Origin of the sequence: Limnohabitans sp. (assembly GCF_036804465.1) — a bacterium.
GTDB lineage: Bacteria > Pseudomonadota > Gammaproteobacteria > Burkholderiales > Burkholderiaceae_C > Limnohabitans.
Genome location: NZ_DAIRSK010000015.1, coordinates 24,735 through 51,437, shown reverse-complemented (window position 1 = coordinate 51,437; position 26,703 = coordinate 24,735). Strand labels below are relative to the sequence as shown.

At 57.6% G+C, this 26,703-nt stretch carries 30 protein-coding genes and 1 riboswitch; of the genes, 7 read left to right on the top strand and 23 right to left on the bottom strand.

Features of this window, described 5'->3' with window-relative positions:
- Nucleotides 1–19: 19 nt before the first annotated feature.
- Both aroC and V7Q41_RS09545 read left to right on the top strand, forming a co-directional pair.
- Nucleotides 20–1,126 carry a chorismate synthase gene (aroC, locus tag V7Q41_RS09550; protein WP_333845588.1) on the top strand — a complete coding sequence of 369 codons (1,107 nt, stop codon included), beginning with the start codon at nt 20–22 and terminating at the stop codon, nt 1,124–1,126.
- The gene (locus tag V7Q41_RS09545) at nt 1,123–2,325 is read left to right on the top strand and encodes an MFS transporter (RefSeq protein ID WP_333845587.1); all 1,203 of its coding nucleotides are present in this window, start codon (nt 1,123–1,125) and stop codon (nt 2,323–2,325) included. Before aroC ends, V7Q41_RS09545 begins: the two co-directional genes overlap by 4 nt.
- On the opposite strand, the gene V7Q41_RS09540 is transcribed toward V7Q41_RS09545, so the two are convergent.
- The 19 genes from V7Q41_RS09540 to V7Q41_RS09450 all read right to left on the bottom strand — a co-directional run bounded on the left by V7Q41_RS09540 (nt 2,322) and on the right by V7Q41_RS09450 (nt 17,194).
- Entirely contained in the window at nt 2,322–3,350 is a 1,029-nt protein-coding gene (locus tag V7Q41_RS09540) for an acyltransferase (RefSeq protein ID WP_333845586.1), read from the bottom strand. The two genes, V7Q41_RS09545 and V7Q41_RS09540, sit on opposite strands and share 4 nt — an antisense overlap.
- A gap of 22 nt (nt 3,351–3,372) precedes the next feature.
- Nucleotides 3,373–4,362, bottom strand: coding sequence for a cell envelope integrity protein TolA (gene tolA, locus V7Q41_RS09535; protein ID WP_333845585.1), 990 nt, complete (start codon nt 4,360–4,362; stop codon nt 3,373–3,375).
- An 11-nt stretch (nt 4,363–4,373) separates the two neighbouring features.
- A complete protein-coding gene (locus V7Q41_RS09530) occupies nt 4,374–4,805 on the bottom strand; it encodes a biopolymer transporter ExbD (RefSeq protein WP_333845584.1) in 432 nt (143 codons plus the stop codon).
- Nucleotides 4,806–4,820: 15 nt separating this feature from the next.
- Nucleotides 4,821–5,507 (bottom strand): protein TolQ, encoded by a 687-nt coding sequence (gene tolQ, locus V7Q41_RS09525; RefSeq protein WP_108359977.1) that lies wholly within the window; start codon nt 5,505–5,507, stop codon nt 4,821–4,823.
- Nucleotides 5,504–5,893, bottom strand: a complete 390-nt coding sequence (ybgC, locus tag V7Q41_RS09520; protein WP_333845583.1) for a tol-pal system-associated acyl-CoA thioesterase — start codon at nt 5,891–5,893, stop codon at nt 5,504–5,506. The genes tolQ and ybgC overlap by 4 nt, the downstream gene beginning before the upstream one ends.
- Before the next feature lie 12 nt (nt 5,894–5,905).
- Nucleotides 5,906–7,090, bottom strand: coding sequence for a pyridoxal phosphate-dependent aminotransferase (locus V7Q41_RS09515; protein WP_333845631.1), 1,185 nt, complete (start codon nt 7,088–7,090; stop codon nt 5,906–5,908).
- Nucleotides 7,090–7,641, bottom strand: coding sequence for a transcription antitermination factor NusB (gene nusB, locus V7Q41_RS09510; RefSeq protein ID WP_333845582.1), 552 nt, complete (start codon nt 7,639–7,641; stop codon nt 7,090–7,092). The genes V7Q41_RS09515 and nusB overlap by 1 nt, the downstream gene beginning before the upstream one ends.
- Nucleotides 7,638–8,111, bottom strand: coding sequence for a 6,7-dimethyl-8-ribityllumazine synthase (ribH, locus tag V7Q41_RS09505; RefSeq protein WP_333845581.1), 474 nt, complete (start codon nt 8,109–8,111; stop codon nt 7,638–7,640). The genes nusB and ribH overlap by 4 nt, the downstream gene beginning before the upstream one ends.
- 12 nt (nt 8,112–8,123) lie before the next feature.
- Entirely contained in the window at nt 8,124–9,260 is a 1,137-nt protein-coding gene (gene ribBA / locus V7Q41_RS09500; RefSeq protein WP_333845580.1) for a bifunctional 3,4-dihydroxy-2-butanone-4-phosphate synthase/GTP cyclohydrolase II, read from the bottom strand.
- Nucleotides 9,257–9,937: a riboflavin synthase gene (locus V7Q41_RS09495; RefSeq protein ID WP_333845579.1), complete on the bottom strand. Its 681-nt coding sequence runs from the start codon at nt 9,935–9,937 to the stop codon at nt 9,257–9,259. The genes ribBA and V7Q41_RS09495 overlap by 4 nt, the downstream gene beginning before the upstream one ends.
- A 30-nt stretch (nt 9,938–9,967) precedes the next feature.
- Entirely contained in the window at nt 9,968–11,071 is a 1,104-nt protein-coding gene (ribD, locus tag V7Q41_RS09490; protein ID WP_333845578.1) for a bifunctional diaminohydroxyphosphoribosylaminopyrimidine deaminase/5-amino-6-(5-phosphoribosylamino)uracil reductase RibD, read from the bottom strand.
- Nucleotides 11,072–11,110: 39 nt separating this feature from the next.
- Nucleotides 11,111–11,521 (bottom strand): type IV pilin protein, encoded by a 411-nt coding sequence (locus tag V7Q41_RS09485; protein WP_333845577.1) that lies wholly within the window; start codon nt 11,519–11,521, stop codon nt 11,111–11,113.
- Nucleotides 11,522–11,527: 6 nt separating this feature from the next.
- Entirely contained in the window at nt 11,528–12,217 is a 690-nt protein-coding gene (locus V7Q41_RS09480; protein WP_333845576.1) for a hypothetical protein, read from the bottom strand.
- On the bottom strand, nt 12,214–12,981 hold the full coding sequence (locus V7Q41_RS09475) for a PilW family protein (protein ID WP_333845575.1): 768 nt from the start codon (nt 12,979–12,981) through the stop codon (nt 12,214–12,216). The genes V7Q41_RS09480 and V7Q41_RS09475 overlap by 4 nt, the downstream gene beginning before the upstream one ends.
- A complete protein-coding gene (gene pilV / locus V7Q41_RS09470) occupies nt 12,978–13,526 on the bottom strand; it encodes a type IV pilus modification protein PilV (protein ID WP_333845574.1) in 549 nt (182 codons plus the stop codon). Before pilV ends, V7Q41_RS09475 begins: the two co-directional genes overlap by 4 nt.
- Complete coding sequence (locus V7Q41_RS09465) at nt 13,514–14,053, bottom strand: pilus assembly FimT family protein (protein ID WP_333845573.1); 540 nt, start codon at nt 14,051–14,053, stop codon at nt 13,514–13,516. The genes pilV and V7Q41_RS09465 overlap by 13 nt, the downstream gene beginning before the upstream one ends.
- 53 nt (nt 14,054–14,106) lie before the next feature.
- The gene (gene nrdR, locus V7Q41_RS09460) at nt 14,107–14,556 is read right to left on the bottom strand and encodes a transcriptional regulator NrdR (RefSeq protein WP_333845572.1); all 450 of its coding nucleotides are present in this window, start codon (nt 14,554–14,556) and stop codon (nt 14,107–14,109) included.
- 373 nt (nt 14,557–14,929) lie between these two features.
- Nucleotides 14,930–16,174, bottom strand: a complete 1,245-nt coding sequence (gene glyA / locus V7Q41_RS09455; protein ID WP_333845571.1) for a serine hydroxymethyltransferase — start codon at nt 16,172–16,174, stop codon at nt 14,930–14,932.
- 27 nt (nt 16,175–16,201) lie between these two features.
- A riboswitch (ZMP/ZTP riboswitch) is annotated at nt 16,202–16,330 on the bottom strand.
- 27 nt (nt 16,331–16,357) lie between these two features.
- Nucleotides 16,358–17,194: a lytic transglycosylase domain-containing protein gene (locus tag V7Q41_RS09450; protein ID WP_333845570.1), complete on the bottom strand. Its 837-nt coding sequence runs from the start codon at nt 17,192–17,194 to the stop codon at nt 16,358–16,360.
- A 77-nt stretch (nt 17,195–17,271) separates the two neighbouring features.
- Here V7Q41_RS09450 and V7Q41_RS09445 point away from each other — a divergent pair, with 77 nt between their 5' ends.
- Complete coding sequence (locus V7Q41_RS09445) at nt 17,272–19,959, top strand: DUF349 domain-containing protein (RefSeq protein ID WP_333845569.1); 2,688 nt, start codon at nt 17,272–17,274, stop codon at nt 19,957–19,959.
- Here V7Q41_RS09445 and V7Q41_RS09440 read toward each other — a convergent pair.
- The 4 genes from V7Q41_RS09440 to V7Q41_RS09425 are packed head-to-tail and all read right to left on the bottom strand — an operon-like array spanning nt 19,956 to nt 22,611.
- Nucleotides 19,956–20,792 (bottom strand): UDP-2,3-diacylglucosamine diphosphatase, encoded by an 837-nt coding sequence (locus V7Q41_RS09440; protein ID WP_333845568.1) that lies wholly within the window; start codon nt 20,790–20,792, stop codon nt 19,956–19,958. The genes V7Q41_RS09445 and V7Q41_RS09440 overlap by 4 nt on opposite strands.
- 11 nt (nt 20,793–20,803) lie before the next feature.
- Complete coding sequence (locus V7Q41_RS09435) at nt 20,804–21,310, bottom strand: peptidylprolyl isomerase (protein WP_333845567.1); 507 nt, start codon at nt 21,308–21,310, stop codon at nt 20,804–20,806.
- A gap of 39 nt (nt 21,311–21,349) precedes the next feature.
- Complete coding sequence (locus V7Q41_RS09430) at nt 21,350–21,952, bottom strand: peptidylprolyl isomerase (protein ID WP_333845566.1); 603 nt, start codon at nt 21,950–21,952, stop codon at nt 21,350–21,352.
- Complete coding sequence (locus tag V7Q41_RS09425) at nt 21,949–22,611, bottom strand: tetratricopeptide repeat protein (protein ID WP_333845565.1); 663 nt, start codon at nt 22,609–22,611, stop codon at nt 21,949–21,951. Before V7Q41_RS09425 ends, V7Q41_RS09430 begins: the two co-directional genes overlap by 4 nt.
- Before the next feature lie 101 nt (nt 22,612–22,712).
- Between V7Q41_RS09425 and cysS the strand changes: the two genes are divergently transcribed.
- From cysS to tilS, 4 genes are read left to right on the top strand one after another with little or no spacing between them, the layout of a single operon-like run.
- Nucleotides 22,713–24,095, top strand: coding sequence for a cysteine--tRNA ligase (gene cysS, locus V7Q41_RS09420; protein WP_333845564.1), 1,383 nt, complete (start codon nt 22,713–22,715; stop codon nt 24,093–24,095).
- Nucleotide 24,096: 1 nt separating this feature from the next.
- The gene (locus V7Q41_RS09415; RefSeq protein ID WP_333845563.1) at nt 24,097–24,741 is read left to right on the top strand and encodes a DNA-3-methyladenine glycosylase family protein; all 645 of its coding nucleotides are present in this window, start codon (nt 24,097–24,099) and stop codon (nt 24,739–24,741) included.
- 20 nt (nt 24,742–24,761) lie between these two features.
- Nucleotides 24,762–25,739, top strand: a complete 978-nt coding sequence (locus V7Q41_RS09410; RefSeq protein ID WP_333845562.1) for an acetyl-CoA carboxylase carboxyltransferase subunit alpha — start codon at nt 24,762–24,764, stop codon at nt 25,737–25,739.
- Complete coding sequence (gene tilS, locus V7Q41_RS09405) at nt 25,702–26,670, top strand: tRNA lysidine(34) synthetase TilS (protein WP_333845561.1); 969 nt, start codon at nt 25,702–25,704, stop codon at nt 26,668–26,670. Before V7Q41_RS09410 ends, tilS begins: the two co-directional genes overlap by 38 nt.
- Nucleotides 26,671–26,703: the final 33 nt, after the last annotated feature.

Genomic DNA, 26,703 nt, shown 5'->3' with positions numbered 1-26,703 from the left:
GGTGGGATAATCTCACCCCATGAGCGGCAATACCTTTGGAACCCTTTTTACCGTCACCAACTTTGGTGAATCCCACGGTCCAGCCATTGGCTGCGTGATTGACGGCTGCCCTCCGGGCATGGCCTTGTGCGAGGCAGACATTCAGCATGACTTGGACCGTCGCCGCCCTGGCACCAGTCGCCACGTGACACAGCGCAACGAAGCTGACCAGGTGCAAATTTTGTCGGGTGTGTACGAGGGTAAAACCACTGGCACCCCCATTGCCTTGCTGATTCAAAACACAGATCAACGCAGCAAAGATTACGGCAACCTCTTGCAAACTTTTCGCCCCGGCCATGCGGACTACACCTATTTCCAAAAGTTTGGGGTCCGTGACCCACGGGGTGGAGGCCGTTCTTCGGCACGCTTGACTGCGCCTACGGTGGCTGCTGGCGCTGTGGCCAAGAAGTGGCTCAAAGAAAAATACGGCACCATGTTTCGAGGCTGCATGACGCAAATTGGCGAGCTGCCGATTCCTTTTGAGAGCTGGGACCATGTGGGCCACAACCCCTTTTACGCTCCCTGCGCCGATGTGCAGACCTTTGAAGACTACATGGACAGCCTGCGCAAAGCGGGCGACTCTTGCGGCGCCCGCATCCGCGTGGTCGCCTCTGGCATGCCTGTGGGCTTGGGCCAGCCGATTTATGACCGCCTGGATGCCAACATCGCCTACGCCATGATGGGACTCAATGCGGTGAAAGGCGTGGAGATAGGTGCTGGATTTGCCAGTGTCGCGCAGCGTGGCACCACGCATGGTGACTCACTCACCCCCCAGGGTTTCGTGACCAACAACTCGGGCGGCGTGCTGGGCGGCATCAGCACCGGTCAAGACCTGGAGGTGAGCATTGCCATCAAGCCCACCAGCTCTATCTTGAGTCCGCGTGACTCGATCGACCAAAACAGCCAACCCACCGAGGTGGTAACCAAGGGCCGTCATGACCCGTGCGTGGGCATTCGTGCCACGCCGATTGCCGAAGCTTTGTTGGCGTTGGTGGTGATCGACCACGCTTTGTTGCACCGTGCCCAATGCGGCGATGTGCAGGTGGCGATGCCAGCCATCCCCGGTCACATCGCCGGTCTGCTTTGACATCTCCCAGCTCACAAGCGCGCTCGCGTAACGCGCTTTCTCGTTTTCAGCTCTTCCCCTTTGCGGCGCTGTCCGCCAGCTACTTTGCGCACATCGGATTTTTCAACCCCTACTTGCCGTTGTGGCTCAAAGAGTTGGGCTTGTCCATCACCCTGATTGGGTTGCTCACGGCGGTGCAAGCTGCCACGCGCGTGCTGGCGCCCTATGGCTGGGGTTGGCTGAGCGACCACACGGGTGAGCGTGTCAAGTTGCTGCGCTTTTGTGCGGGCGCAGCGTTGATTTGCTCAGCGGGCTTGTTGGTCGAGGGCGGCGTGCTGTGGATTGCGTTCGTGTTGTTGCTGATGTTCATCCACACCAGCGCCATGATGCCCATGAGCGAAGCGGCCCTTGCACATTTGGTCAGCACAGACCAAGGCTTTGACTCACGTCGTTATGGCCGAGTGCGATTGTGGGGATCACTCGGATTCTTGGTCACGGTGTTTGTGGCGGGTGCTTGGTTTGAGGTGCAGGGCATGCTGAGCTTTCCCGTCTGGGCGGTGTGCTCCTTGTTGGCCTTGAACCTCAGCGTGTGGTGTTTGCCCAACCGCAAAGAAGCCATCCTTCAAGATGAAGCGCGCCCCCCCGTCATGGCTGTGCTGCGGCAACGCAGCGTGCAATGGTTTTTTGCTTCGGTGTTTTTTCATGTGCTCTCGCACATCGGCATTTATGTTTTTTTCTCGCTCTACCTGGACGAGTTGGGCTACAGCAAAACCATGATTGGCGTGTTGTGGGCTGTGTCGGTGGCAGCTGAGATTGTTTGGTTCTTCACGCAAAGTCGGTGGTTGCCAGCCTTCAGTTTGTCCACTTGGATGTTCATTTGTTCAGTGGCCATGGTGCTGCGCATGGTGCTGACTACTTGGGCAGCTGACGTGTTGTGGGCTTTGCTGTTTGCGCAAATCCTGCACGCGTTGACCTTTGCCACGCATCACACGGCTTGCATCGCTTTGTTGTCGCACCATTTTCCGGGTCGCTTGCGCGGAAGAGGGCAGGCGCTGTTTGCATCCATTGGCTATGGCGTGACGGGTGTGTTGGGCGCTTTGTGCGGCGGCGCTTTGAGCGATCTGTATGGCCTCTCGTCAGTGTATGCCTGCTCGATTGCCACGGCCTTGCTGGCCTGCGTGAGTGCTTGGCAATGCAAGCGGCAACACGCCAAGCACTAAAAGAATCGTTTGGATTTTTGTGAGACCCAGTGGTGCAAGGGCACTTCCACTTTTTCGTGCAAGAACATACCCAGCGCCACACAACACAACCAAGCAAGACCTGTCATGGCCAACGCCGTCACAGGCCCGCTGGCTTGGCACCAATTCCAAAGGGCACTGGCCAACACAATGATGCCAAAGTGCGTCAAGAACAGCACATAGGCACTGTTAGACAAACGGTGCACCGCGCGTTTGATGGGCGTCCAGTGCACCGCGCCTTTGGGCTTGATGACCAGCCAGACGGCGGTGATGAGTGCCAACGAAAGACGTGTGCGGTACTCCACCCACAAGGCGCCCAAGGCCAGCCCTGCGGTGATCCAAAAAACGCGGTTTTCAAATGGCGAGCGTTTGGCCCATGCAGCCAATACGCCCAAGCCATAGGCTGCAAAAAAATAAATGGCCCACATGTCTAATTCATCCATGCGGTTGAATTGCCACATCGAGGCAGCAGACAACAAGGCCACCACCATGGACAATCGTTTGTGATGCGCGTTATCCCAGACGTGACACAACAGCATCAGCAAGGCATACAGCTGAAAGTCGATGGCGACATACCAAGCACCGCTGGTGAGGGCTTCAAATCCCAACAGGTCATGCAGCAGCAAGCCATGCGCCAAGAATTGCAACCAGCTGGGCTCGCTCGGCAGCCAACTGGCATGAATAGCGTCGCGTGACACAGCCACAGCCATGCTGATCAGCGCCAAGGCCAGCACATAAATCGGGACCAAGCGCAGATACCGCTTGGCCATCTGGTTCACAGGGTGTGTGGTGGGTTTGAGCGCCACCGACTGAGCGGCCAAAAAACCACCGACCACTAAGAACACTTGCACGGCCATCCGTGCGTAGTGGTAGAGCCACTCCATGAGTTGAGGCCAAGCCAAGGTCATCGCCTCGGCCATAGGCCCATAGGCAGAGAAGTGGTGCCACACAATGAACTGTGCAGCCACGACTTTGAGTGCATCAACAGTGAGGGAGCGTTCTAACAAAAGAATCTATTTCAAAAGGGAATCAATCGTTTGGCTTGAACACCAACAACAACGGCGAGTGCACGCGTCCATCGGTGTCACGCGGCAAGATTTCGGTCTTGTCGATGGCTTTGAGCACCGCGTTGTCCCAAGCAGAGTTTCCACTGGACTTGACGAGTTTCTTGCTCACGATGGTGCCATCAGGCGCGCAGCGCACTTCTACTTCGGCTGCAGGGTTGCCTGATAGGGAGCTGGGGTCAAAGGTGATATTGGGTTTGACGCGGGCACGGATTCTGCCCCCATAGCTGTCAGAGGGGCCTGAGGATTTCATGGCTGTGCCCGTGGCGTTTTCGTTGCCACTGGCACCCGCCATGCCCGAGATGCGCTTCATGTTTTCTTGGCGAATGGTGTCGAGTTTTTTGGCTTCTTCAGCGGCCGCTTTGCTGGCTTTTTGCTCTTGCTGCTTCTTGGCTTCTTTGTCTTTGCGTTCTTTCTCGGCGCGCTCTTTCTCTTTTTCCTTGTCCTTACGCTCTTTGTCCTTGCGCTCTTCTTCTTTCTTGGTTTCTAGCTTGCGCTTGTCTTCCTCGATCTTGGCCTTGGCTTTTTTCTCAGCCTCTTTTTTGACTTCTTCTTTGCGGCGCTCTTCGGCCTTCAAAGCGTCTTGCAGTTTTTTCTCTTCTTCAATCTTGCGTTTTTTCGCCAAGGCAATGTCTGCGTCGCGGTTGGGTGCAGGAGGTTCGGGCGCTTTCACTGCAGGCTTGGGCGCGGGTTCTGGTTTGGGCGCAGGGGGTGGTGGAGGGGGGGGAGGTGGAGGTGGAGGTGCTTCCACTTCGACCAATGCGGGTGCCGCTGCCATCGGCACAGCTGACCACAACTCGGCCTCAAGCGTCAAGTTGCTGTCTTGTTTCCACTGAATGCCAGCTGTCAGCGCCACGATCAACAAAGCGTGCACCACCAAGGCCGCGGCCACAGAGCGAGCAGTTCCTTTGGGGGGTGGTGGAGCAAACTCCAGATGCTTGGGCAATGCGCTCATGGCGGGTGAGATCAGTCGACCAACTGAACCGACAGGCCCACGCGTTGCACGCCTGCGCGTTGCAGCGTGTCCATGGCTTTGACCACGGTTTCGTATGGGATGGTGCGGTCTGCGGTGATGACCACAGGGCCTTGCGCCGTTTCACCTTGCAGCTCTCGCACATCCCGGGCGAGGCCGAGCAGAGTGCTGTTGACAGACTTGTTCACCGTGCCCGTGCTTTTGACGGTGATGCGTTCTTCTTTGGTGATTTCGACGTGAATCACTTGGTCTGGCAGGTTGGAGGCTTTGCCCACGCTGGGCAAGTCAATCACGGTGGGTGAGATGAGCGGGGCGGTCACCATGAAGATGATGAGCAAGACCAACATCACGTCAATGAAAGGCACCATGTTGATGTCGTTCATGGCGCGGCGGCCGCGTCCTGAGCGTGGAGAGATTGAAGCCATGTTGTGACTTTCGGTTTAGTGCGTCATCGTGCTCGCGCTGTTGCGCTGCAAAATGTTGCTGAATTCTTCGATGAAGGTTTCCAACTTGATGGACACGCGGTCAATGTCGCGCGAAAAGCGGTTGTAGGCCAACACCGCCGGAATCGCGGCAAACAAACCAATGGCCGTGGCCACCAACGCTTCGGCAATGCCAGGCGCCACTTTGGCCAAGGTCACTTGCTGCATGCCTGCCAAACCCGTGAAGGCATGCATGATGCCCCACACCGTGCCAAATAAACCCACGTAAGGCGACACAGAGCCGACGGAGGCGAGCATGGAGAGGTTGGATTCAATCGCATCCATTTCACGCTGGTAGCTGGCGCGCATGGCACGGCGTGCGCCGTCCATCAAAGCGCTGCTGTCGTTGATGCGACGTTCGCGTAGTTTTTGGTACTCGCGCATGCCGCTGGCGAAGATGCGCTCCATCGGACCAGAGGTTTTGGCGTTTTGCGCTGCAGCGGCGAACAGTTCGTTCAAGCTGGTGCCAGACCAAAAGTCGCGCTCAAACTCGTCGTTGAGTTCTTTGATGCGTTTTATCGAACCAATCTTGCGAAAAATTGCGGCCCAACTCACGATAGAGACGCCCATCAGCATGAGCACCACCACTTGCACGACCCAACTCGCGTTGAGCAATAAATGAACGATGGAAAAATCTTGTGTCATGTCAGGCGTTCCAATACAGAAGAGGGAATTCTCGCAGGCTTCATGGCCTTGGCATCGACCCAGCCAATGCGAATCGTGCCTTCGCACAGCAGTGTGTCACCAAGCCAAGCTTGTTGAGCGATGACCAAGCTGGCGCGGCCACTTTCGGCCAGTGTGGCGGTCACGCGGAGCTGGTCATCCAGTTGGGCGGGCCTGTGGTATTTGACGGTGGTTTCGCTGACCACAAACATGCCGCCTGTTTCTTCGCGCAGCGCGTGTTGACCGATGCCAAGCTTGCGCAGCCACTCCGTGCGGGCGCGTTCAAAAAACTTCAGGTAGTTGGCATAAAACACAATGCCACCCGCATCGGTGTCTTCCCAATAGACCCGAATGGGGTGTTCGAACATCGTGCGCATCGTTCAGCCCAGCAAGGTTTTGAGACGGGCCACCGCTGCTTGCAACTCAGGCAGTGAGCGGGCGGTGGAAAAACGTACAAAGCGCGCGGTGTCTGCATGGCCAAAGTCGCGACCAGGGGTGATGGCAAGGTTGGCTTGGTGCATCACTTCAAACGCAAAGTCCCAGCTGCCTTTGACCCCCAGTTTGTCTGCCGCCGCGGTGCAGTCGGCCCACGCGTAGAACGCGCCATCCGGCATGACAGGTACGTTCAGGCCCAGTGCGTTGAGTGCGGGCACAAAGAAGTCGCGCCGGGCTTTGAACTCAGCGCGACGACGTTCAAACTCGGCAATGCTTTCATCTTCAAAGCAGGCAAGCGCAGCGTGTTGTGCCACCGTGTTGGCGCAAATGAACAGATTTTGCGAAAGACGTTCCATCACGGGCACGAGTGCATCGGGGACTACCAACCAGCCCAAACGCCAGCCCGTCATGTTGAAGTATTTGCTAAAGCTGTTGATGCTGATGATTTGATCGTCAAGCGCCAGTGCAGTCTGTCCAAACTGAGCGTCGAAACTCAGGCCCAAATAAATTTCGTCCATCAGGGTGGTGCCGCCGCGTTGAGACACCTCTTGGTGAATGGCGCGTAATTGATCGGGGTGGATGGATGTGCCCGTGGGGTTGGATGGTGAGGCCAACAGCACCCCCCGGATGCGCGCAGTCCAGTTGTCACGTACCTGCTCAGCGCTGAGCTGAAAGCGCTCAGCCGCTGTGGTGGGTACCAGCACAGCGCGCCCTTCTGCGGCGCTGACAAAGTGGCGGTTGCAGGGGTAGCTGGGGTCGGGCATGAGCACTTCATCACCCGCTTCTATCAAAGCCAAACAGGCCAGCTGCAAGGCCGCGGATGCGCCGGCCGTGATCACGATGCGGCGCGCTGGCACGTGGACGCCAAAGCGCGTGCCGTACCAAGCACTGATGCGTTCGCGCAATTGTGGAATGCCAAGTGCGGGCGTGTACTGCGTGACACCGTCACGCACCGCACGGACAGCAGCCTCTTGGACCCGAGGTGGTGCCGTGAAATCGGGCTCGCCGATGTTCAAGAAAATCATTGGCGCATCGGTTTGAGCCACCAAGGCTGCACGCTCGGTGGCAGCCTTGGCCACCTCCATCACATAGAAAGGCTCAATGCGTTGGGCGCGTTGGGCGATTTTCATCATCCCTCGCGCAGCTTGCCTTTGGCGCGGTCCGACGCCACTTCGAGGGCGCGCAGTTGGGGGGCCAAACCGTTGAGCACGCCGTTGACATACTTGTGGCCGTCCGTGCCGCCAAAGGATTTGGCAAGCTCAATGTATTCGTTCAGCACCACACGCCATGGCACGTCGATGCAGTGTTCAAACTCATACGCGCCCATCCACATCACCGCGTGTTCGATGGGGGAGATTTCATGGAGCTTGCGATCGAGTAGCGGCTCAATGCGTGAGTCCAAAATTTCGCGTTGCTCAATGCAACCGTATAACAGCGCGTCGTAATGCACCGAGTCAGACTTATGAAAACCGCTGAGTTCACGGGTAAACACATCGATGTCTGCCGCTTCGTTGTTTCCAACCAAGAATTGGTAGAGGCCTTGCAGCGCAAATTCACGTGAGCGGCTACGGCCTGATTTGGCTGAGCTTTTGGTGGTGCCTGTGCTGGCGGTTTTGGCCGCGCCAGGTTGGCTGGCCGTGGCCTTGGCCGATGGCGCAAAGATCTGTGGGTTGTCGCTCATGCCAACTGCTCCAACAGCAAAGCCATTTCAACAGCCACGCGAGCGGCATCGCGGCCTTTGTCGGTTTGGCGGGCTATCGCTTGGGCCATGTCTTCGGTGGTGAGGATGGCGTTGGCAATCGGCACGTGGTAGTCGAGCCCGACGCGGGTAACGCCAGCGCCAGATTCGTTGGCCACCAATTCAAAGTGGTAGGTCTCACCACGGATGATGCAACCCAGCGCAATGAGGGCGCTGAAGGGTTCAGGGTCTTCAATTTGCGCAAGCGCGGCCAATGCCAAAGGTACTTCGAGCGCGCCCGGCACATGCACGTGCGTGATGCGGTCGTCTGTCACCCCCATCGCTTGGAGCTCAGCGATGCAAGCGCCAGCGAGTGCGTTGGTGATGTCATCGTTGAAGCGCGCTTGGACGATGCCAATTTTCAAAGCACTGCCGTCAAGCGTGGTGGGGGAGGCGGGATGGGAGATAAACATTGTTTTTATTCTTTATTGGTTTGATTCGTTGGAGAGATAACCCGTGATTTCAAGTCCATAGCCCATCATGCTGGGCATGCGGCGCGGGTTGCCCATGAGGCGCATTTTTTGTACACCGCAGTCGCGCAAGATTTGTGCGCCTACGCCGTAGCTGCGCAGGTCCATGCGGCCTCGCTCAGGCGCTTGGGCGGAACGAGCGGTGCCCTCAAATTGGTTGAGCAGTTGTTCGCCGCTTTCGCCGCAATTGAGTAACACCACCACGCCCGTGCCCTCAGCGTTGATGCGTGACAAGGCTGCGTCTAAGCCCCACGAGTGCATGACGCGGTTGGGCTCTAGGGCATCGAGCACAGACAGGGGTTCGTGAACACGGGCCAACACTTCGGCGTCTAAGTTCCAGGTGCCTTTGACCAGGGCCATGTGCACGGCGCCACTGGTCATGTCTTTGTAAGCCTTGGCCATGAACTCGCCATGCGCGGTGTGCATGGGGCGTGCGCTGACTTGGTGCACCAATGATTCGGTCCGGCTGCGGTAGGCAATGAGGTCGGCGATGGTGCCAATCTTCAAGCCATGTTCGGCAGCAAAGATTTGTAAATCAGGCAAACGGGCCATGGTGCCATCGTCTTTCATGATCTCGCAAATCACAGAAGAGGGTGAGCAGCCGGCCATCGCGGCCAAGTCACAACCAGCTTCGGTATGACCGGCACGCATCAGCACTCCGCCGTCTACCGCTTGCAAGGGAAACACGTGGCCGGGTTGCACCAAGTCGCTGGCTTGGGTGGCTTTGGCCACAGCCACTTGGATGGTGCGTGAGCGGTCAGCCGCAGAGATGCCAGTGGTCACACCAACTGCTGCTTCGATCGACACGGTGAACGCGGTGCTGTAGACCGTGCCATTGCGAGTGGCCATGGGGGGAAGTTTCAAAAATTCGCAGCGCTCGCGGGTGAGCGTGAGGCAAATCAGGCCTCGCCCGAAGCGGGCCATGAAGTTGATGGCCTCAGGTGTGACGTGGTCAGACGCCAGTACCAAATCGCCTTCGTTTTCGCGGTCTTCTTCGTCCACCAAGATGACGATGCGACCGGCTTTCATGTCAGCCACGATGTCTTCTACAGGGGAAATCGTGGCGGGTTGTAAGACGTGGGGGGCGCTCATGGATAGGCTTTCAAGTGGGCAGCGTCGCCCAGTGTGGCGTCGACACGCAACATGCGTTCAACGTAGCGGGCCACAGTGTCAATTTCGAGGTTCACCGTGCTGCCCGTTTTGAGCGAACCCAAAGCGGTGTTGTCGACGGTATGCGGAATAAGGTTGATGCTGACTTGCGAGCCGCGCAAGCCCAAGGGGCCGTCTTCGTCGAAGAAGTCTTGCACGCTGTTCACGGTCAAGCTCACACCATTGATGGTGATGGAGCCTTTGAAAGCCAAGTACTTGGCCAGATCGGTGGGCGCCATGATGCGCAGCTCCCAACTCTCGCCGATTTGCGCAAAGTGGCTGACATGTCCTGTGCCGTCCACATGGCCCGACACAATGTGGCCACCCAAGCGGTCATGCGCGCGCAGCGCTTTTTCAAGGTTGACGCGGCCCAGTTCGCTCAGACCACTGGTGCAAGCGAGGGACTCTACAGAGATGTCAATGGTGAAAGTGTGTGTGTCGAGGTCGAAGCTGGTGACAGTCATGCACGCACCGTTGAGCGCGATGCTGTCCCCCAGCGTGACGTCGTCGAGATACGCGGCAGGGGCCTCAATGGTGAGACGCTTGCCGTGGCTTAAAGAGCTACCCAGGTCGTGGACAGCGGTGATGCGCCCCACGCCGGTGATGATTCCGGTGAACATAAGCACTATTTTCGCAGGTTTAAGTGACGCTTACCGGCTGAGACGGGCCAATATCCTTAAATCAGGACCAATTTGTGTCACTTCGTGGAACGACAGGGCTGTGACATCGCTCAAAGTTGTGAAAGGACCCAAATTTGTCATGCCTCGGCCTTGGCCCAAGAGCTTGGGGGCCAAGTAGGTGAGCAGCTCATCCACTAGGCCTTCGCGCAGCAAAGAGCCATTGAGTTTGTGGCCCGCTTCTACATGCACTTCATTGATTTGCTTGTGGGCCAGATCTTGGAGCATGGCTGCAAGGTCCACCTTGCCAGATGTGTTGGGCAGGCACACCACGTGGGCACCTTGGTCCTCGAGAGCTTGGCGACGCCCGGCATGGTCGCGCGCGCAGTAAATCCACACAGGGCGTGGTGGGCCAAAGAGTTTGGCCGTTAGCGGCGTTTCGAGCTGGCTGTCCATCACGACCAGCGCGGGTTGGCGTGGCGTAGCCATGGCGCGTACATCCAAGCGTGGATCGTCTTCCAACACGGTGCCAATCCCAGTGAGTACCGCGCAAGCACGAGCCCGCCATGCGTGGCCGTCATCACGCGCGGGGGCTGAGGTGATCCATTGGCTCAGGCCGTTGTCGAGCGCGGTTTGGCCGTCAAGAGAGGCGGCCACTTTCATGCGCAACCAGGGCATGCCATGCGTCATGCGTTTGAAAAAACCGATGTTGAGCTCTTGGGCTTGCACCTCGAGCAAGCCCACATCCACCTGCATACCAGCCGCACGAAGACGTGCAATCCCTTGGCCTGCGACCAGTGGGTTAGGGTCTTGGATAGCCACCACCACGCGCGCCAAGCCCGCCTGTATGAGGGCATCGCTGCAAGGTCCTGTGCGACCATGGTGGCAGCAAGGCTCTAGCGTGACGTAGGCCGTGGCGCCTTTGACATCGTGGTGCTTGGCTTGTGCATCTTGTAAGGCCATGACTTCTGCATGCGCTTCGCCTGCACGCTGCGTGTGGCCGCTGCCCAGCACAAGACCGCTGGTGCCTACGATGACGCAGCCCACGCGGGGGTTGGGTGAGGTCAAGAACAAAGCCTCGTGCGCCAAAGCCAAGGCGCTTGTCATATGGGTGATGTCGTGCGCAGAAAAAATCATGACGCAATTATGAACGGCTAGGCTAGGCGTTGCCATGGCTCATCGACTCCAACACTGTGTAGCCGTTTGATTGGCGCCTTGTACATTGCGCACGCCAAGGTGATTGACGGTCAAGATGCCGCATGTATCCCCTGCTTGTGAGCCCAGTGGTGTGGCGTGAAGGGTGTAGCTTTGCGCGGTGCTGATCAGCGTCATCTTGTAGAGCTGTCCGTCCATTTGCAACACGCTGGCGGGTACATCTGCTGCCAGTGGATAGCTGCCGTTGGCGCTCGCGGCGCGCTCCATCCAGTGCGCAGCGTGCAGCAAGGCTGCACGCGCTTGGGCGCGGTGGCTTCGCGCCACAAAGCTTTGATAGTTGGGCCAGGCCATGCTGGCCAGCAGCGCCACGCAGGAGATGGCGATGAGCAACTCGATCAGCGTGAAGCCTTTTGAAGAATGTGTGTGTTTCATGGTGATTCAGTCTTGCAGCACGTACCAGCTGTGCCATTGACCCGTGAGGGCTGTGGGTGTGTCGCGCAACCAAATGGCTTGCAGTACCGTGGTGCTGCCTGGCATCAATCCCTTGGCCAGCGTGGTGATGCGGTACACAAATGGCGCTGTCGATGCGTGGTTGGCAGGACTGCTGGTGTCCAGCGGAAAAACTTCAACCCAATACCAAGCGGTCTGGTCGCCGTAGGGTGTTTGGTTGGCGCTGACAGGCATGGCCGTGGCGATTTGCATTTTCCAGTCGCTGGCTTTGTGGGGCTTTGTTTGAAGTGTGTTGGGCGCACAAATGCCTGCGCTACATGCGCTTGTGTTCAAGCGTTGACGCAGCAAGTCGTAGTCAACCATAGAGGTAGGAAAAAATGCATGGGCTTGGTCGCTGGTGCCCGCGTGGTGGCGATGGCTGAAGGTGTCAGGGCTGCTGCTTTGCCCAATCCCCAAGAGGTCGTTCAAGGCGATGGGCAACGCCGCCTCCGCTTTGTGTTGGGTGCGAAGTTGGTCGGCCTCGGCATTGAGCAGTTGCGCGTTCAACCACAAGTTGCGCATGGCGAGCAGCGTTGCCATGCTGGCCAATGCGAGCATGGCCAGCAAGGTGGTCAACGCAAAGCCTCGGGTACCGCCGTGGCGCAGGGTCTTTGGCTGGCAGTGGGGTGGGCGCTTCATGGCTTGAGGCCATCGCGGTTACGCAAAGCCGTCACCCGTTTGAAGGTGCGGCGTAAACGGCCATCAGATGGCAGGGCCTCGCCATGGCAGCCTTTGAGTTGGCTGCTGGGACGGGTGTTGTGAACGGTCGATAGGCTTGCGATGCGCAGGCATACCTCGATGGCCGACACCTGCCTCATATCGCTGACTTGGTTCGCGGTTTTCCATTGGATGGTTTGTGTCTGGGGATTGACTTCGGCATACAGCAATTGAAAGTCTTCCACGCCTTCAGCCAAGGCTTGGTAGGTGCTGTTGCTGGGGTTGAGGTCTTTGCAGCTCAGTTCTTTGTTGGCGTTGATTTTGTAGTCGTTGCGCACGCTGGTGTGGGTGCTGCCCGAGTTGCCTTGGCAGTCGTAGCTGCTTAGCGCACGCCAATGGCCGAGGGTGATGCTTTCGTTATTTTTCGCACCATTCACCCCTGCCAAGGCTGCATGTCCTGCTAATTCACTGGGGGAGAGTTCGACCATGAACAGGCCATCCATGTGATTGGCGGATGTGAGGTAGGCAGCCCCTGCCATGAGTGCTTGCTCACGGATGTTGCGCAACGCGACGCGTGCGTTGGCGTGAACGGCATCAGCCGCGGCCATGGCATTCCAGGTTTGTTGGCTGTTGCCATAGGCCGACGTGGCTGCAGCGATGACCAGCAGGCTCAGGGCCATGCCAATGAGCAACTCGGGCAGGGTGTAGCCGCGTTGAGAGGGTGGGATGCCTTGGCGTGCGCTCATCGGTCTGGTCTGAAGAACAAACGCCAGCAACTCATTTGAGCGGAGCAGGGCGGCGTGCCAGATGTGGTGTCGGTGCGGTAGTTTTCATTTGCATCGCGCCAAGCGATGACGATGCCCCACCAGTGCGCGACATCGGTCAAGGCAAATACAGCAGCATCTCCCTCTGGTAATTGGCTTTGAATCGATTCTTGCAACTGCTGCCAGTCCCACGCAACAAGCGCCTCACGTGTGCAAGCGGTGGCTGTGCAATTCGGTGCTGCGTGGGTGGCGCTGCCCCAGGGCTTGGCGTACATGGCACGCTGGGAGTTGTTCATTCGCATGCGTTCGGCCAAGTCGTCGGCCACCCCCATCGCCACCGATCGCATGAGTTGTTGGCGTTGCTGCATCAAGGCTTGTTGGTGCAGCCACAACAGGCCCAGCACGCCAAAGGTGAGGATGAAACATGCGATGAGAGCCTCTAGCATTGCAATACCTTGCTGGTTCTTGCTCTCTTGCTTTGGCTGGCGTGTGCGTCGATGCGTGGGCGGTCGGTTCAGCTGCTGCATGTTTCTCCCGCTTGCCAGCGCAATCGGCTGGCGCTGTTGAGGCACAAGACGTTGGCGATGTGGAGTCCAGCTTGACGTGACTTGATGACCCAGCGCTCACCCACGGTGCCCAAGTCGCCGCGTTGGCTGATGTCCAGTGCCTGTGTTTTGGTAAATGTCACAAGCAATTGCGTTTGCAATTGCGAGGCGAACAGCACACGTTGGTCGGCCTTGGCGACCAGTTGCCAGCCGCAGCTCCAATCTTTGTCGGATGAAGTGACCCAAGAACAATCGCGCAAGCGGACAAGCTGCAAAGCTTCCCCCTGCTGCAGTGCGCGTACACGGGCGTTTTGCAAGTCGTTCATCAACTGGTCGCGGGCGGCTTGCACACGGCTGCGCTCTTGAAGACTTTGCCAGCTGTGGACGGCCCATGAAGCGATGACCGCCAGCACCCCCAAACACACCAACAGCTCCACCAGGGTGAATCCTTGTGTGCGTGAGCGCTGCAAACGCAGCACATGATGCGTAAAAAAACCTAGCCTTTGCATGCAGCAAATGCTAGGTATTGAACGGCTTTCAGCGCATGGCTGAGACTCGAAAACTACTTGCGAACTTCGTCCACCAAACTTTTAAAGTCGTCGATGTCTTCAAAGCTGCGGTACACACTGGCAAAACGAATGTAGGCCACTTTGTCTAGCTTTTTGAGTTCGCGCATGACGAGTTCACCAATGCGGGTAGAGGGCACTTCGCGTTGGCCTAGCGACATGAGCTTTTCCTCAATGCGCTCCACAGCGCTGTCGAGCTGCTCAGTGCTGACAGGGCGTTTGCGCAGCGCTAGGCTCATGGAGTCGAGGAGCTTGGTGTGTTTGTATTCGGTGCGGCGGCCGTCTTTTTTGACAATGTTTGGAAAATTGACATCGGGGCGTTCGTAGGTGGTGTAGCGCTTTTCGCAGGCGCCGCATTGGCGACGGCGACGCACCGAGTCACCGTCTTCGGACATGCGGGTTTCGACGACTTGGGTTTCTAGGTGGCTGCAGAAGGGACATTTCATGTGTTGTGCTCTTTTTTTTGCTGGGCTCGCTGAGGGTGTTTGGTATTGGCCGCTTTCTCATGCTGGGGTACCAGAAATCGTCAGCGGCCAATACCAAACACCCTCAGTCTGCGTCACGCTTTGCTTCGCTCGCATATTTCACTCGGACCATTAGTGCATCAACAAAGAGGAAACGTTCGAAAGAAACATTTCTAGCCAAAACAGTGCGGGTTGTTAGTACGGCGGGTGATGATTTCTGTACACAGCATGAAGAACCCGCCGTGCTAACAACCCGTGCCCTCTCCGGCGAGAACTATTCACGAGCGAAGAAACAACCGAACAAAACACCGAAGACAAACAAAAACCCCGCCACACAGGACGGAGTTTCAAAAAGTTACTTGTAAACAGGAAACTGAGAAGTCAGCGCATGCACCTTGGCACGTACAGCCGCGATGTTGACTTCATCGTGCGGGTTGTCCAACACGTCTGCAATCAAGTTCGCCGTCATGCGGGCTTCTTCGTCTTTGAAACCACGGGTTGTCATCGCGGGGGTGCCGATGCGCACACCGCTGGTCACAAATGGTTTTTCGGGGTCGTTTGGGATCGCGTTTTTGTTGATCGTCATGTGCGCTGCACCCAGCGCCGCCTCGGCCTCTTTGCCGGTGATCTTCTTGGAACGCAAGTCCACCAACATCACGTGGCTTTGGGTGCCGCCACTGACGATGCGCAGGCCGCGGGCTGTCAAAGTCTGCGCCACGATCTGAGCGTTTTTCACCACTTGGGCTTGGTAGTCTTTGAACTCGGGTTGCAAGGCTTCCTTAAAAGCCACGGCTTTCGCGGCGATGACGTGCATCAAAGGGCCGCCTTGGAGGCCGGGGAAGATGGCGCTGTTGATTGCTTTTTCATGCTCGGCCTTCATCAAAATGATGCCGCCCCGGGGGCCGCGCAAGCTCTTGTGGGTGGTGGAGGTGACCACGTCTGCATGAGGCACAGGGTTGGGGTACTGGCCAGCGGCGATCAGGCCGGAGTAGTGGGCCATGTCCACCAAAAAGATGGCACCCACTTCTTTGGCGATTTTGGCAAAGCGTGCCCAGTCAATGTGCAAGCTGTAAGCAGATGCGCCAGCAATGATGAGTTTGGGTTTGTGTTCCCGAGCCTTGGCTTCCATCGATGCATAGTCGATGACTTCGTTGCTGTCCAAGCCGTATGAAATGGCATTGAACCATTTGCCAGACATGTTCAGCGCCATGCCGTGGGTCAAGTGACCGCCCTCGGCCAAGCTCATACCCAAGATGGTGTCGCCGGGCTTCAAGAAAGCAAGAAAAACCGCTTCGTTGGCCGATGCGCCGCAATGCGGTTGCACGTTGGCGGCTTCAGCGCCGTAGAGGTGTTTTAGCCGGTCAATGGCCAACTGCTCAGCCACGTCCACATGTTCACAGCCACCGTAGTAGCGCTTGCCTGGGTAGCCTTCAGCGTATTTGTTGGTCAGCTGCGAGCCTTGGGCTTGCATGACGGCGGGAGATGCGTAGTTTTCGCTAGCGATCAGCTCAATGTGGTGCTCTTGACGCGTGTTTTCGGCCTGAATCGCAGCCCAAAGTTCGGGGTCGGTTTGTTCGATCAAGATGTTGCGGTTGTACATGCTGGCAGTCCTCGAAAAAGGTGGTTTGATGGCTGCCCAGGCGAACGGCAAAACACCTCTATGAATAGAGGCTGCGCGCTTCCCAGTGGTCATATATCCACGTCAGCGCGAGGGGGGAGGTGCCCCACACGCCTATCGCCAGTTGCGCACAACCATGAGTTTACCGCGCTTCCAAGACCTTATTTATTCGGTCTCATCCTTGCCAAAGGGGGTCAAGCGCTGGGCTTTTTCCCACAAGCTTTCCAGACGTGCGGTGGCTGCTTCGGCTGCAGTGGCGGGGGGCGGGGCCAAGGGTACCTTCACGCCTTTGGCCACTTGCTGCAAGCGAGCGTTTTCAGCCAGCACCTTGGCCGTGTAGCCTTGGTCGTCTTTCATGTTGCCCGCGCCTACATAAAGTTTGAGGCCGCCCTCGGTGCTGCCCGCGCGGTTGATGCACTCTTTGAGCACGTTCACGCCCACGCGCAAGTTAGCCACAGGGTCAAACGCGGCGAGGGCACCACCAAAGCCTTGGTATTTTTGTTCATGCACCTTGGTCATGACTTGCATCAAGCCTTGAGCCCCAACGGCGCTTTGGGCGAATGGATTAAAACCTGACTCAACAGCCATCACGGCCAAGATCAAGGTGGGTTCAATTTGGTTGTTGGGGCCCACGTCGTAGGCTTCCGCCACCAAAGCGCTCAAAGGCTCAGGGGCGACGCGGTATTTTTTGCTCAACCAATAGGCAAGGTTGGCTTGTTGTTTGGGTAGATCTCGGGGGTCTGTGGCGGTGGCACGGTCTACCGCATCGGCATCGGTGGCGATGCCTAGTTCGTCGTACTGGCGCTCTTGCAGCCAGCTAATGACTTTGGCTTCGGTCACCACACGCAGGTCGGGGCGCACGGACAGGGCCACGACAAAGAAGAAGATGGACAGGCCCACCACCGCCAAGCCGTTGTGCGAGATGGCAAAAAAGCCTTGCGCCACGTCAGTTGCAAAGGTGCGTAGACCTAGTTGTAAGCGGGCGAGTAAAGAAAGAGACATAAATTTATTCGAAAGGAAGCAGCTGAAATTTTAAAGCCTCGGCGACAATCGTCGCTCATTTACTGTGAGCCCTGCTTGTGACTGATTCTCCTAACAAAACCCTTGACCTCGCCGCCCTTGACACTTTGACCGGTGGCGCTTTTACCGTTTCGACCTCGGCAGAACGCAGCGCACGCCTGCGCGATTGGCTGGCTGGCCAGCCCTCCTTGGCGCAAGTGCAAGCTGCATTTGACGAAATGAGCCACCGCGACAAAGGGGCTGCCAAAGTCTTGCGTGAAAAGTTGGATGAGCTGCGGCGCAGCAAAGACCAAGATGCTTTGCTCGTTGAGTGGGCCGCCAAAGGTGAGGCGCTGCGTGATGCGCCGCACACCAATTTGAGTGATGCCATGGGCTGGCAGCGCGATGCCGCCAAAGCGGGTGCGCCCTTGTCGCGCGAGCCCTTGGCTGGCTTGAAAACCGCATTGGCCGAGCGCGTGAAAGCGATTGAAGATTTGCAACACCAAACCCAAGTGCAGCGCGAAGCGGCCGTGTTGTTGGCTCAGCGCATTGAAGTGTTGTCGACCAAGTCTTGGCAAGATGCCTTGGCTCAGCGCGAAGCACTGCAAGCCGACCTCGATCGATGGGTCGCCCAAGCCCAGGCCTTGGCCGCTGATCCCCAATGGGCCAGCGTGGACGCCAAGTTTGCGTCTGCCTTGCAAACCAGCACCCAACAAGTGCAAGCCGTGTGGACCGCCTTTGGCGAGGCATTGAACTTGACGGAGGCCGCCGCCGCTGATGCCTCTGCCGCCTTGCCTGATGTGCCGGCCTGGTCCGAACAAATTCGCTTGGCCCGCGGCGAAACAATGCCCCAACCCGCCGCGGTCGTCCAAGCGGCCAAGCCGTCCGATGTTGCTGGCATGGAAGCGACCCGCAAGCTCAAGCCTACCGCTGACAAGGCGGTGGTTGACCAAAAGCGATTGGAGCTGGCCATGCAGGCCGAGGCCTTGTTCAAGCCTGCGCCTGTGGCCAAGCCGGTGAAAGACAAAGCGACTCAGGCTGAGGATGCAGCTGCTCAAGCCAGCGCCCCAGAAGTCACAAAAATCGCCGACATCGCTGTGGCCGAAGTCACGGTCATCGAAACCCCAGCAGAAACGACCCCCGCACAAGCACCCGCCGCCGCCAAAGCCGACGAGGTGGTGCGCGTGCCAGCCGTGGGTGGCCGCAAGATGCAAGAAACCTTGCGTAACTTACGCGAGCAGTGGAAAAAAATTGACAAAGAAGCCGCCCCCAACCCCGCGTTGTGGAAGCGCTTTGATGCGGCTTGCAACCGTGCGCACGAAGTGGTGGATGTCTGGCTCAAAGAAGCCCGTGCCCAAACCGCCGCGCACAAAGCCCAGCGCTTGGCCTTGATTGAAGAAGTCAAAGCATGGACGGTCGCGCATGCCAACGGCCCTGACTGGAAGGGCGTGGCACGCCAGTTGCACCAGTTTGCTCAACGCTGGCGCGAAAGCGGCCACCTGAGTGAAAAAATGTTTGCCGAGTTGCAACCTGTTTGGAAGGCCGCCATCAGCGCCGCGCACGAACCGCTGGAAGTGATGCAAAAGGCCAGTTTGGCTCGCCGCCAAGCCCTGATTGCCGAAGCGCAAGCCTTGGGTGCAGCGCCTACCTTGCGTGTGGACGCGGTCAAAGCTTTGCAACAACGCTGGCAAGAAGAAGCTCACGCTGTGGTGCTGGAGCGCAAGCAAGAACAAAAGCTGTGGGACGCTTTCCGTCAACCTATTGACGAGGCGTTTGCGCGCAAATCGTCTGTGCGTGAGCAGTCTCAAGCCGCTCTGACACCGCACGACAAAGCCGTGCTGGATGCCGCCAAAGCTGTGGAGTCAGCGACCGCCAAAGGCGATGCCGCTGCCATTCGTGCTGCTGTGCAACTGTTGGAACAAATCGCACGTGGTGAAGCGGTGACGCCTGTGGCGGCGCCTGCGCCTGCAGCGCCTGTTCCCACCGAAGTAGCCCCTGAAGCCGCCGCGCCCCCAGATGCTATAGCCGTTGAAGAAAACGAAGAGATTGCAAGCGACAGCGCACCTCCAGCCTCAGAGCCCTTGGCTGATGTGGCCTCAGTCAAACCCAAAGCCGCTCCACGCCCCGTGGTGGCAGTGCGCGGGGATGACCGACCTGGCCAAAAACGCACCGACGCATCTCCAGCGGGCCGTGGCCGCGATGGCAAGCCTGGCGGCAAGTTTGGCGATAAGCCGGGCTTTGGCCGTGATGGCAAACCAGGTCGAGATGGTGGCCGCGAAGGCGGTCGAGAAGGCTTTGCACCGCGTGGCCCTCGTTTGGGCGATGCAGCTTTCCGAGCCCAACGCATGGCGATGGAATCGGCCCAAGACGCGCTGCGCCGCTTGGCCGCGCAAGCCCACGGCGAAGTGCTGACCCAACTCATGCACGCTTGGGAAAAGCGCGATGTCGCGCAATTGCCTACCGCGCAAGCCATTGGCAGCAAGCTCAACCCAGCGCAACGCACGCAATGGTTGCAAGCTTTGTCGGCTCAGCCGCAAGGCGAGGCAGTCACGCCATTGTTGCGTTTGGAAGTGGCCGCTGACTTGCCCACACCCGCTGCCCACATGGATGCACGCCGTGCGTTGCAGTTGCAAATGCTCACGCGCCGCCATGACCCATCTCCTCAAATGACGTGGGCCGCTGATGCGGCACAGGTCTTGGGTGGTGCGTATGACGAAGCGGCAGCGCGTCGTTTGCAAGCTGCCTTGAAGGTGTTGTTAAAGCGCTAAACCAAGCTGAGTGGCAACCGACAAAGCCCCCTTGTGGGGCTTTGTTCGTTTTTGCGTTGCCAGCTCAACACCTCTAGGCGAGGTGGCTTGGCATCGGCATGCCAGTCACTCAGCACCCAGCGGCTGAGGCCTTGACCCAAGTTGTGCACTGCAGGCTTGTGGGTGTGGCCGTGCAGCAGCACTTGGGACTCAGCGGCATGGAGCCATGCGACGGCAGCTTGGCTGTCCACGTCGGCATAGCCAGCGAAATTTGGCTGGTGGGTAAGGCTTTGTTTGCGGGCTTCGCTTGCCGCTCGGACGCTGCGCGCATAGGCTTGACGTTCGGCCAAAGGTTTGGCCAAAAAGGCGGCTTGCCACTCGGGCTGTCGCACTTGAGCACGAAATGCCAAGTAGTCATGGTCGTCTAGGCACAGAGCATCGCCGTGGCTAAGCAAGATGCGCGTGGTCGTTGCACCAGTCGCACCACCCAGCTCAAGCACCGTCGGGTCGCTCAAAGCCTGTAAGCCGGTCGCACGGAACAACGCAGTGCCCACCAAAAAGTCGCGGTTGCCGCACATGAAAAACACGGGCACGCGCTGCGCCGTGGCTTTGAGGACGGCCAGACATTGCAGCGCGAATGGGTCTTGGGTATCGTCGCCCACCCACACTTCAAACAAATCGCCCAAGATGAACAAAGCGTCTGCCGGTGTGTGCGCCATGTGCAGCGCCCACGCGTCAAACGTGGCCGGCTCGCTGGCGTCTAGGTGCAGGTCTGAAATGAAGTCAACGCGCTGCCAATTTGGCGGTGCTTGTACGCAAGGCACAGGCTGGGGCAGCAGCGGTGGCGTTGACATCAGCCGAGGGCTTACAGCGCAACAGCTTTTTCAATGACCACGTCTTCTTTGGGCACGTCGTCATGAAAGCCTTTGCGACCCGTTTTGACGGCGGCGATTTTGTCGACCACGTCATTGCCGCTCACCACTTTGCCAAACACGGCATAGCCCCAACCTTGTTGGCTGGGTGCGGTGTGGTTTAAAAACTCGTTGTCAGCGACGTTGATGAAAAACTGCGCAGTGGCTGAGTGTGGGTCAGACGTGCGGGCCATGGCCAGCGTGTAGTGCTTGTTTTTGAGGCCGTTGTTGGCTTCGTTTTCAATCGGTGCGTCACAGTCTTTTTGCGTCATACCTGGCTCGAACCCACCGCCTTGCACCATGAAGCCTGGAATCACGCGGTGAAAAATGGTTTTGTCGTAGTGGCCTTTGTTCACGTAGTGCAGAAAGTTCTCCGCGCACTTGGGTGCTTTTTCAGCGTCCAGCTCGATGGTGATGATGCCGTGGTCCAAGATGTGCAGTTCGACTTGTGGGTTGCTCATGGTGTGTTTCCTTTAATGAAATGAGATGTCGACGCGCGCTTACAGCACGCTAGCCGATTGGATGATGATGGGTGTGCGTGGCACGTCAGAAGGGAAGGGGCCACCGAAACCGGTTTGCACCGTTTTGATTTTGTTCACAGTGTCCATGCCCGATACCACTTTGCCAAACACGGTGTAGCCGGGTTGTTGGGGTGTGGGGTCCAAAAAGCTGTTGTCCACCACATTGATGAAAAACTGAGATGTGGCAGAGTTAGGCACATTGGTGCGCGCCATGGCGATCGTGCCCATGGTGTTGCGTGGCCCACCTTTGGCCAAGGCTTCGCGGCCTTCGTGTTCAACGGGTGCGCGGGTGCGGCGTTCGATGTATTTTTGGTCATAGCCACCGCCTTGCACCATGAAGTTGCTGATCACGCGGTGAAAAATCGTGCCGTCGTAGTGTTTGTCGCGCACGTATTGCAAAAAGTTGTCGACCGTTTTGGGCGCTTTGTCGGGGTAGACCTCGACCACAAACTCGCCCGCATTGGTGACAAATTTGACGCGAGGCGCGTCTTGGGCCAGGGCGGTTTGGGCTAGGCCGACCCAGGCGAGTGTGCAAAAGCTGGCTTGGCAAAGTGCGCGGCGTGTCAAAGAGGTAAGTGTCATGGTTTGCCTTGTGTGATGTCTAGGACGGGTTTGAGGCGTTCAATTTTTTGAGCGATATCACGCTGATTGGGGTCCACCATCAACGAGCGCTCATAGGATTGACGGGCGATGTTGACAAGCAAGTCGCCCATGTTTTCATGAGCTGCTGCATAGTTGGGATTGGCGCGCAAGGCTGCCTCCAGCGAGGCTTTGGCATTGGGGTAGTCGCCTTTGGCAGCGTAGATGGCGCCCAAGTTGTTGTGAGGCTCGGGCAGCTCGGGATACTCACGCGTGAGCTCGAGGTACACCTGTTGCGCCATGTTGGGCTGGTCGAGTTGCTCAAAAATATAGGCTTGCCAAAACCGCATTTGTGGGTCACGCGGATTGGTGGAAAGGTGTTTGTTGACCAGCAGCAAGGCTGGTGGGTATTTGGCTTGGCGCAACAGCTTGCGCACATCGTTGTGTGGCGTGCTGATCACGCTGGGCGGGGTGGATTGGCCAGGCTGCCATTCCAAGGGTTCCAAGCTTTGCGCTTGGACAAGGCTTGCCGCAAGCAGCATCGTCAAGCCCAACGTAAGACTCGGCCGCACTCGAACCGTCCATGCGCTGCATTGGCCTAGATGTGGGGCATCAGTGGAGGCCAAAGACTTGGCTTGGTGAGGGGGGCAAGGGTTTGTCATGTGCTTTGTATACTGCATTCATTGTAAAACAGCGAGTCCGATCGACTCCTTGGCTTTCACCACATTACCGACCCTTCATTGCGGTCATTGATCCATCATTCATGACGCTTCGCATTCACAACACGCTCACGCGTGCGCTGGAGAGATTTTCGCCGCTCGAACCTGACCATGTCCGCATGTACGTGTGCGGCATGACGGTGTACGACTTGTGCCATTTGGGGCACGCCCGTTCCATGGTGGCGTTTGATGTGGTGCAGCGCTGGCTCAAGGCGAGCGGCTACCGCGTGACTTATGTGCGCAACATCACTGACATTGACGACAAAATCATCAAGCGTTCTTTGGAAAACGGAGAAACCGTGCGTGGCTTGACCGATCGCATGATCGAAGCACTGCACCAAGACGCCGACGCTTTGGGTATCGAGCGCCCCACGCATGAGCCTCGCGCCATGGACTATGTGCCGCAAATGCTGGCCATGATTGAGACACTGCAGAACAAAGGCTTGGCCTACCAAGCCAGCAATGGCGATGTGAACTACGCCGTGCGCAAGTTTGCAGGCTACGGCAAGCTCTCAGGCAAGTCGCTGGACGAGTTGCAAGCGGGTGAGCGCGTGGCCGTGAGCACAGAGGAAGGTGGCAAGCAAGACCCACTGGACTTTGTGCTGTGGAAATCAGCCAAAGAGAGCGAGCCCGATGAGGTGAAATGGGCCAGTCCCTTTGGGGCAGGACGCCCAGGATGGCACATCGAGTGCTCGGCCATGAGTTGTGAGATGTTGGGTGAGAGCTTTGACATTCACGGCGGCGGCGCTGACCTGCAGTTTCCCCACCATGAAAACGAAATTGCCCAAAGCGAAGGCGCGAACGGCCAAAAGATGGCCAACGTGTGGATGCACAACGGCTTCATCAACGTGGACAACGAAAAAATGTCCAAGAGCTTAGGTAATTTTTTCACCATCCGTGATGTTTTGAAAGCGTTTGACGCGGAGACCATTCGTTTCTTTGTGGTGCGCAGCCATTACCGCAGCCAACTGAACTACAGCGATGTGCACCTCAACGACGCGCGTGGCGCCTTGAAGCGTTTGTACACCGCATTGGGTTCGGTAACGCCAGATGAGGTGACGATTGACTGGGCCGACCCGCATGCCGCACGCTTCAAAGCGGTCATGGACGAGGACTTTGGCACACCCGAAGCCGTGGCTGTCTTGTTTGAATTGGCGGGCGAAGTCAATCGCACGGGTTCGGCGCAAATGGCGGGCTTGCTCAAAGCCTTGGGCGGCGTGTTGGGCTTGTTGCAAGATGACCCCAAAGCTTTTGTGCAAGCGGGCGCTGGCTTGAATGAGGACGCTATCCAGACCCAAATTGCCGCGCGTGCCGCCGCCAAAGCTGCCAAAAATTTTGCCGAGGCCGATCGTATTCGTCACGCCTTGGCCGCTGAAGGTATTGTGCTCAAAGACTCGCCCACGGGCACTCAGTGGGAGCGTGGCTAGTATGGCTATCAGCGAAAAGGTCATCGTCGCCACGCCTGAGTATTGGGCTGAAGCGTGCAAACACCTGATGAAAAAAGATCGGGTGATGAAGCGCCTGATTCCCCAATTTGGCGAGGCATCGTTGCAATCACGCGGTGACGCTTTCGTTACCCTGGCGCGCAGCATTGTGGGTCAGCAGGTGTCGGTCAAAGCGGCGCAAACCGTGTGGGATCGCTTCACGGTGTTGCCCCGCAAAATCACGCCTGCTAATGTGCTCAAACTCAAGGTGGACGACATGCGTGCGGCAGGTTTGTCAGCCCGCAAAGTCGAGTACATCGTCGACTTGGCGCTGCACTTTGACAGCGGTGCTTTGCATGTCAAGAAATGGTCGGAGATGACGGACGACGCCATCATTGACGAGCTGGTGGCTATTCGTGGCATTGGTCGCTGGACAGCAGAGATGTTTTTGATGTTTCACCTCTTGCGGCCCAATGTGCTGCCTTTGGACGATGTGGGCTTGATCAACGGCATCAGCCGCAATTACTTTTCTGGCGAAGCCGTGAGCCGAAGTGAGGCAAGAGAAGTCGCGGCACCGTGGGCACCCTATTGCAGTGTGGCGACTTGGTATATTTGGCGATCATTAGATCCGCTGCCTGTGTCTTATTGAGCAGCTTAGGAGTAATAAATTTGGCTAAACGAACATTCCTCGACTTTGAACAACCGATTGCAGAACTTGAAGGCAAGATCGATGAGCTGCGCTATGTGCAAAGCGAGTCTGCGGTCGATATATCGGACGAGATTGAGCAGCTCAGCAAAAAAAGCATGCAGCTGACCAAGGACATTTACAGCGACCTCACCCCTTGGCAAATCACCAAAATTGCCCGTCACGCCGAGAGGCCCTACACGCTCGACTACATCAAAGACATCTTCACTGACTTTGTAGAGATGCATGGCGACCGCCACTTTGCAGACGACATGAGCATCGTGGGTGGCTTGGCTCGTTTCAATGGCAATGCATGTATGGTTTTGGGACAGCAAAAAGGCCGCGACACCAAGGAGCGTGCAGTGCGCAACTTCGGCATGAGTAAGCCCGAGGGCTACCGCAAAGCCTTGCGTTTGATGAAGACAGCCGAAAAGTTCAAATTGCCCGTGTTCACCTTTGTCGACACCCCTGGCGCGTACCCCGGCATCGATGCCGAAGAGCGCAGCCAGTCCGAGGCGATTGGTCGCAATATTTTTGAAATGGCCCAACTCGAGGTGCCGATCATCACCACCATCATTGGTGAAGGTGGCTCGGGCGGCGCGTTGGCTATCAGCGTGGCTGATCAAGTGCTGATGTTGCAGTATTCGGTCTACTCGGTCATCAGCCCTGAAGGCTGTGCTTCGATTTTGTGGAAAACCTCTGACCGTGCTGAGGATGCCGCCGAACAGCTGGGTATCACAGCCCATCGACTCAAGGCTTTGGGTTTGGTCGACAAAATTGTGAACGAGCCTGTGGGTGGGGCGCACCGCGACCCCAAACAAATGTCTGCGCAACTCAAGCGCGGCTTGAACGACGCTTGGCGTCAGGTGATTGACCTCAAGGTCAAAGAGTTGCTCGATAAGCGTTACGAGCGTCTGCAAAGCTATGGCCGTTTCACCGACACCAAAGCTGACGCCCGCTGATTTTCCCTCGCTGGACGCGCTCCAGCACGTTGGCCCTTTTGCCGTTGCACTCAGCGCAGGGGCCGACTCCACGGCATTGCTTGTTGCTAGTGCAACGCGTTGGCCAGGTCAGGTGCATGCGGTGCATGTGCACCACGGGCTACAAAGCGCTGCGGATGGCTTTGAGGACCACTGCGTGGCGCTGTGTCAACGCTTCAATGTGCCGCTGGTGGTGCAACGCGTGAACGCCGCGCATGCATCAGGTGAAAGCCCAGAAGACGCCGCCCGCCAAGCCCGTTACAGCGCACTGTCCACAGCACTGCAACACCACTGGGGCGGGCATATCCAACACATGGCCTTGGCCCAGCATGCGGACGACCAAGTGGAGACCTTGTTGCTCGCCCTCTCGCGCGGTGCGGGCTTGCCCGGCTTGGCCTGCATGCCAGCCGTGTTTGAGCGCCACGGCGTGACCTACCACCGCCCGTGGCTGGCTGTGCCAGGACTTGACTTGCGTCTTGCATTGAAAGCTGCAGGAGAGAGCTGGATAGAAGACCCCACCAACACCGATCAGCGCTTCACGCGCAATCGAATTCGTGCCGAGTTGATGCCGGTGCTCGAGCAAGCCTTTCCAGCCTTTAGACACACCTTTGCGCGCAGCGCCTCACATGCAGCACAAGCGCACATGTTGTTGCAAGAGGTGGCAGAGCAAGACTTGCAGCGGGTGGGTCATCCGCCAGTTATCCAAGCATTGCAGCAGCTCAGCGAGGCAAGGCTATCCAACGTGTTGCGTCAGTGGCTGGCACTCGAACACTCGCAAGCCAGCACTGCACAATTGCTGGCCTTGTTGGTGCAGGTCAGGGCTTGCACCACGCAAGGCCATCAGATCGACATCAAGGTGGGCCGAGGCTTTGTGCGTCGTGATGGTGCAGTGTTGCGTTGCTACAATCAGTGAGTTTTTTTGCCTCCACACTCTCGTTTTAAAGAA